Here is a 6,786-nt window from a genome sequence, read left to right on the forward strand (position 1 = left end):
GCTATTAGGAATTAGAAGTAAAATATAAATTAAATATGTTTATAGCGGAAAATGACGATATATATGTAAGTGTTTGCACAGACGTCTTTTCGTCTGCGTATGCTCCTGGAGTCAGTGCTCCTCAGCCTTTTGGTATCCATCCAAACTCTGGAAGGGTACTCATAAGACATATTGCAAGCACTGGGAAAACAGTCACCTTTGATATAGCCGAAGTATCTCCAAGGTATGATTCTGGAAATATCACATCTAAACTAGCTGCTATTTTGATATTTGAAATAATAGATAATTTAGGAAGATTCTCATTAAAGACAGAAGAAGAATAATTTAAATATGAAAAATGAGGAGCTAAGCTCCTCATTTTTGTTTGGATGTAATATTAAATTATTTTTTATAGTTTTCCTATAAAATTTATAAACCATCCCTTTGCATCATAATCTCTCTTTGTAAGATCATCATCAAAAGAAGTAAAGTTATATCCTACTCCTACCTTCATATTATTATTAACATGGTATTGAACAGAAACAAGATACCCTTGCGACATATCTTCTGCATCTCTAGATATAAGCCAGTGATGCTCTCCCATAAGATCCCATTTTCTAATTATGTGATAAAGGGTTTTTACAGCATAGAGTTCCGTAGAGTTACTAAACCAATCTCCCTGGTCTCTTCCCCCTCTAACCATTGATTTTTTATAGGCTACTTTTCCTCCTAAACTCCATTTTTCATTAAGATCATATATCTCTTCCATGGAAAAAATATGTGATTTTTCATCATTGATAGAGTCATCTTGACCTTCACTAGGAAGATCATATAAATAAGTATATTTACTTATTATATTTAGTCTGTCACTCCATATAGGCCTGTATGCCACACCAACACTTAGTTCAGCAAATCTTGCATCATTTTTATTAGAAATTTCATCTTCTGTATAAGATAGATTACCCTTACCTTGAAGAGTCCATTCATTGTTAAATACATACTTTAATCTATTTGCTGTGAGCCATTGATGTTTCTTTTCTTTTTTTCCTTTATCTCTTCTGTATTCTAATTTGTTTCTTAAAAATATTACTCTAGCATCATAAGATGAATAAAGACTCATACTACGTCTTCTTATTACATCATTTTCTTTGTCGAGATCTCCCTGTTGGTAGGAGATTCCTGTTCTAAGTTTATCTGTAGCGTCAAAATCAAGTCCATAACTTTGGATTAATCCGCTTCCATCAGAACTACTATTAACAAATTGATTTTCATGATAAACATTATATCTTTCACCTAATTTAGCTTTTTCTCCAAATGTGATACTTTTACTCCTCTCACCTTGATCTTCAGATAAAAGGTAATTTACATACATATCATGATTTTGCCCAAATGAATAGTCTAATCCAGCTTGAGTAGAATCTCCTCTAGACCCCTTGCTTGACTCTAAATTAAGACTCAGTTTATCTCCTAACTTTGTTTTTCCACCTAGAGTTATCATATCATTTGTTTCATACTCTCCATCTTTATAGAGAGTTCCTTGAAGAGCTGTATATAGAGAAGTGGAAGGAGTAAAGAAATATTCTCCCCTGATTCCGCCAAGAAATCCATCTCCATTTTTATTTTTATCCCCTTCATGATTTCCCTTAAGTTCTGAACTAAGAAGAAGTTTTTTATTTCTATAGTAAGCTGCAACTCCTAAATTAACTTTCTCTTCTTTTTCATTGGTAATAGCTTCTGAATGATCATAATAAAGTTTCCATTTTAATTTTTTAGAATACTGATAACTAGTGTTAGCTCCAAAATTCACTTCTTCCCTATCATCTTCGAGACTTGAAGTTGAAAATCCTTTTTCTTTTTTTCTGTACCAACCTTCAGCAAGCACATCCTCACTGAATTTTTGATTCAGATCTGATAATCTAGATTTTGCCTTTAATGAATATGCTTTTCCATTTTGATTTTTTTGATTTTCTTTGATCTCTCTAAAAGAAAGTCCGCCATCATCAGAATAAAATTTACTGCCAGATTCTCGTCCTTCACTTTCTGCTATTTCTAATCTCAAAAAAGTATCTTTAGTTTTTCTAAAGATAATGTCGGCTTCCTTAAGGGTATAATCTAAATCATTATCATTTCCCTGTACGTAAGTTCCCCCAGTATAAATACCTTCATTAATCCAAGTTCCGCCTCTTATTCCACCTGAAAGATCATCATCAACTATTCCTGTAGAATAAAATTCATAATCGGTTCTTAAGTAGGCTTCCTTCCCGTCTAAAGGATCGCCTTTTATTACAGAAGCATCCTGTCCATTTCCTACTATTTGCATAAGAGGTTTTGAAAGAATTATCCTTCCTTGGAAATAATCTATTTCATAATCTTCTCCACCTGCAAGATAGAGATTTTTTACTACCATTCCAGTTTTTTTATCTTTTATTTCTATCCAGATTTTTTCACTACCTACTACCATATCTGTATGTTTTAGGTAGTAAAGACTTCCCCCTGTTCCTAAAAATGAATCATGGGCAAAGATTGTTCCCGGCTGAGAGATAAATGCTTTTAAACTATTTTTATCTTCTCCCCACGAGGTACTCTTTCTACTTCTCAAATCTAATTTTGCACCATAAAGACTCCTATTGTAGTTAGCAAATTCAGTTCCTGTAAATCCAGTATTATAATTTCCCCATGTAAAGCTATTTTTATCCCACTCTAATTTTAGATAAAGTTTTCCTTGGGTATTTACATCACTATAAGTTGTAGATTCATCCCCATAAGTTGTGTAATACATGTCTCTTTGCATGTCCCTAAAGACACTTCTATTATCTCTTTCATCCAAATTGCTAAATATATTTTTTAACTCATCTTCTCTAGTGTCCATATGAGCAGTAAGAAGATATTTTTTATATCTATTTTTAGAATAAAAAGCCACTCTTCCATCAGTATAGAAGGATTCATCATAATGATAGTCTTTTGAAAGAATTGCATCATTTCCAGAGACGTCATACTTCCCACCTTTTACATCGGCAATTCCCACAATAAAATTATATTTATTAGGGACCTCTATCTCTAATGGATAATGGAAAACTTCTTCTTTTTCAATAATACTAAGATCCAAAATATGGGCTCCTGGAGAAAAATGTTCTTCAAAGGCAAATTTTCCATTTTTATCAATGGGAATTTCTTTTTTTCCTAGATAAAGTTTCATATCTTCGTCAAAATCACGACCATAAAATCTTACCTTAGCAGCATCTAAAGGAATATTATGAATGATCAGAGAACTTCTTCCATAAATCTCTCCACCCTCTTTTTGCCTCTTACCTTTTTCATCTAATTTAGTATTTTTATCCAACCTTTCTTTTGTAACAACGTCCATAGATTTCAATGAAGTTTCATCAAAATTACCTTGATCATCCCAAACTCTAACCCTATATTCAATAACATCCCTTGGAAGAAATTCCTTAGTAGGAGTCCATAAGATTTTTTTAGAAAAATCAATGTCAGTTCCTTTGATATTTACAGTAGGGTTAGCTTCACCTCTTTTGTATATTTCTATTTCCCATTTTTTTATAAACTGACTGTAGTTGGTATAAATTTTAAACCAACTTTCCATCCCAGAAACTATTTCTCCCCTTTCAGAAGTAATATTCAATTTAGGAGATATTGTCACTGGATCTACAACTGCCCATAAAAGACCCTTGTTATTTTCAAGCTTTATCCTATTTCTATATATTACGTCTGTTCTTCTGTTCTGCTTCATTCCTTTAAAAGTATCGTTTTCTATCACTGGCTTCTCCTCACCATTAGATATCAATTCCACACTATAAGGAATTTGCTTTTCAACGGGAGATTCCTCAAAATCTCCCTGTATAGAAACCAGTTTTTCTCCTAAAGCATTTACTCCTAATAACATAAGAAAGATTATAACTATAAAAATTCTTTTTTTATTCATTATCTTCCACCTCCAGAGAGGTCTGTAACAATTTTTACATTAGAAATCATATCTTTCTCCATTAATTTTTCCAACTCTTTCCCAATAGATTTGGCTCTTTTTAATGCCAGAACCTCATTGTATTTATTTGTTGCCCGGCTATCAGTATTTCCTTCTATCACTATAACTCCACCCCTATACTCAGTAAGGAGCGATGATATCTTCTTAAGGTTATCGATCTGATCCTCTCTTACATTCCATTTATCAGTTAGAAAGAATACACTACCAACTCTTACTTTTATCTCTTTTTCTTTAACTCTTCTTTTGGCTTTTGGAATTTTCACTCCAAAATTAAACTTTTCCATGACCTTTGTAAGAGTTTTTACTCTTGGATTTTCTGTAGTAAACTCTGTTTCTGAAGGGAGAGTAACTTTATCTACTTTAATAATAAAGTTTTTACCCCTGTCTGATATATCATCAATTCCGTCTACATGATATCTTCCAAACTGATCAGTTTCAATTACTAACCCTTCTACTGTAGCAAGTCTTACTCCTGGAATTCCTTCTTCTAAAATTCCATCATTTCTTATTTCCACCTCTTCAAAATAATCACTTTCATCGATCTTTAAAGGTATTTGTTTCATAACTTCCTCATCATATTCTATAACTATCTCTGTTCTTCTATTAAGCTGTCTTCCAATACTAGTCCTATTACTTCCTTTAGGATTATTAGCCCCTTTTCCCTCTACAGCAAACATCTCTTCTGAAAGATCTAATTTCATTGAAAGATAGTCTTTCAAGGTGTTTGCCCTTGCTAGAGACAATTCGTGGTTATTTTTATAACTTGCTTTTTTAGAAAGTCTTTGAGAGTCACTATAACCTACAATTACTAATTTAAGGTTCTTTTTATCACTTAATTTTTCCATATATTGTTTTAATTTTTCATTTTCACTATTTCTTATAGCTGCATATGCTGAATCAAAATATATAGGTTCTATAAAGTTTTCTATTCTTACTTTTTTAAAACTCTTAACTTGCTTAAGCTCTTCCCTATATTTAGGATCTTTAATTATTCTTCTGACTACTTTTAAGTCAACACCTGTAAGATTTCTATTTCCACTATGGTTTCTTAGAACCTCACCTGTAGATTTTAAAGTGATATTTGATCCATCTTTTGATTCAATCAAAAGATCTCCTATTTTTTTAGGATCTTTTATTCTTCGTCTTAAGATTACCTTTTGAGACTTATCACTTTCATCTCCCTTCCCATCAAGGTTTCCTAGAAGTAATTCTTTAGAATCTGGAGAAGTTCTCCATTCTTCATCTCCTTTTTTTATAGAACCATCTAAATAATTATCTGGAGAAGAAAGAGTTTGAACCCTTATATCATAGGCATTAGCATTGTCTTGCCAACCATTACCATTTCTATCATGAAATACTTTCCCAATTATTACTGTACTATTAAATAATGGGTCATTCATAACTTCTACACTGGCTTCACCTATATTAGATAAGGTTTTTCCAGAAATATTTTCTATCCATGCTTTATTTTTATAAGATCCAGGTTTAACTCCTGTTCCGATTCTCAAAATATAAGTTATTTCAATTTTTTTATCTCCTCTAAGTTCTAAATCATTAAAATAAATGGTTTTCCCTTTAAGATCTACAACAGCATCTTTTCCATCTACTTTTCCAGATCCTTCGGCAAATTTAAATCCTGAAGGCATTATATCTTTTAAACTTAAATTTTTAATTACTGATACTTTAGTTCCTGATAAGTTTTGAACTGTTATCTTATAGCTGATCAAATCTCCTATCGAAACCCATTTTTTCTTAGCTATCTTGGTTACCTTTATCTGAGCATTTGCTACTTTAAGAGTTGCTTTAGCTTGGATTTCTAAATTTTCTCCTGCTTTTACAGTATTTTTTATATCTCCCTTTGAAATAGTATCTTTAAGTCTTCCGACTACAGTATATGTTTTACTTGCTCCTGCTAGGAGTTCTATTCCACTCTCTGATAGATCTTTTTTCAAACCTGTTTTGAGGAGTATTTGTGGTGCTTTTGATATTCCTTGTTCCCATGTCCAACTTTCAAAAGCCTTAATTCCACTTACTTTATCCTCTATTTTAATGTTTTTACCAATAACTTTAGAAGTATTTTTTAGAGTTATATCATAAACTACTACATCTCCTGGATAAAATTCAGCTTTCTTATTTCTTATTACCTTTGAAAGATCATACGTAGGTTTTGCAACATTAAGAACTACTTTATTAGAAGTTTTATTTACAGGTGCAACTAATGCTCTTAATTTATTTATAGGTGCAAAAAATCTTCTTGATCTCCTTACAGGTATGACTTCTTGAAGTGAAAGATATGCTTTATTTGAGATAATATCATCTTGATCTACATTCTTTCCTTCGTAGCTAAATCCTACTATAAATTTCAACTTTATCGTTTTTCCTGCCTTTATTTCAGGTAAAATTACTCCTTCTTTCAAGTCCTTTCCGGTTAATTTTTTTCCGTCAGATGAAACATATTTATATGAATCAGTTTTATACAAATATAAATGCTTATAATCATCTGATACCATTACATTTAGAGCATTTACTGGTGTTGGGTTCTTTATAGAGATAGTATATTCTGCTTCCTCTCCATCCTCAACTATTCCGTCACCTTTAACAGTCCCATTTCCTCCTAGGTCTTTAACCTCCAGTTTTATATCTAGATCTGTAGCGGTAAAATTTTGAATAGGAAGTTTAGCTTCATTTGAAAGATTTTCTGTCCCTCCATAACTTACTTTTGCTGTATTTTTTATTAATGCTCCTGGTAACATACTCGAACTATAGTTTGCATTTACTTTAAATTCTACTAACACTTTTTGATTTGG

Annotated in this window: 3 protein-coding genes; 1 reads left to right on the forward strand and 2 read right to left on the reverse strand. The window is 31.8% G+C overall.

Annotated features, from left to right (window positions below; genetic code table 11):
• Nucleotides 1–35: 35 nt before the first annotated feature.
• Complete coding sequence (locus tag WBG30_RS15150) at nucleotides 36–323, forward strand: arginase family protein (protein WP_424505491.1); 288 nt, start codon at nucleotides 36–38, stop codon at nucleotides 321–323.
• Nucleotides 324–388: 65 nt separating this feature from the next.
• On the opposite strand, the gene WBG30_RS15155 is transcribed toward WBG30_RS15150, so the two are convergent.
• Nucleotides 389–3,919 (reverse strand): hypothetical protein, encoded by a 3,531-nt coding sequence (locus WBG30_RS15155; RefSeq protein WP_424505492.1) that lies wholly within the window; start codon nucleotides 3,917–3,919, stop codon nucleotides 389–391.
• Nucleotides 3,919–6,786, reverse strand: a 2,868-nt coding sequence (locus tag WBG30_RS15160) for an OmpA family protein (protein ID WP_424505493.1), incomplete at its 5' end; no start/stop codon positions are given. The genes WBG30_RS15155 and WBG30_RS15160, both read right to left, overlap by 1 nt.

The organism is Psychrilyobacter sp. (assembly GCF_049671765.1).
Taxonomy (GTDB): domain Bacteria; phylum Fusobacteriota; class Fusobacteriia; order Fusobacteriales; family Fusobacteriaceae; genus Psychrilyobacter.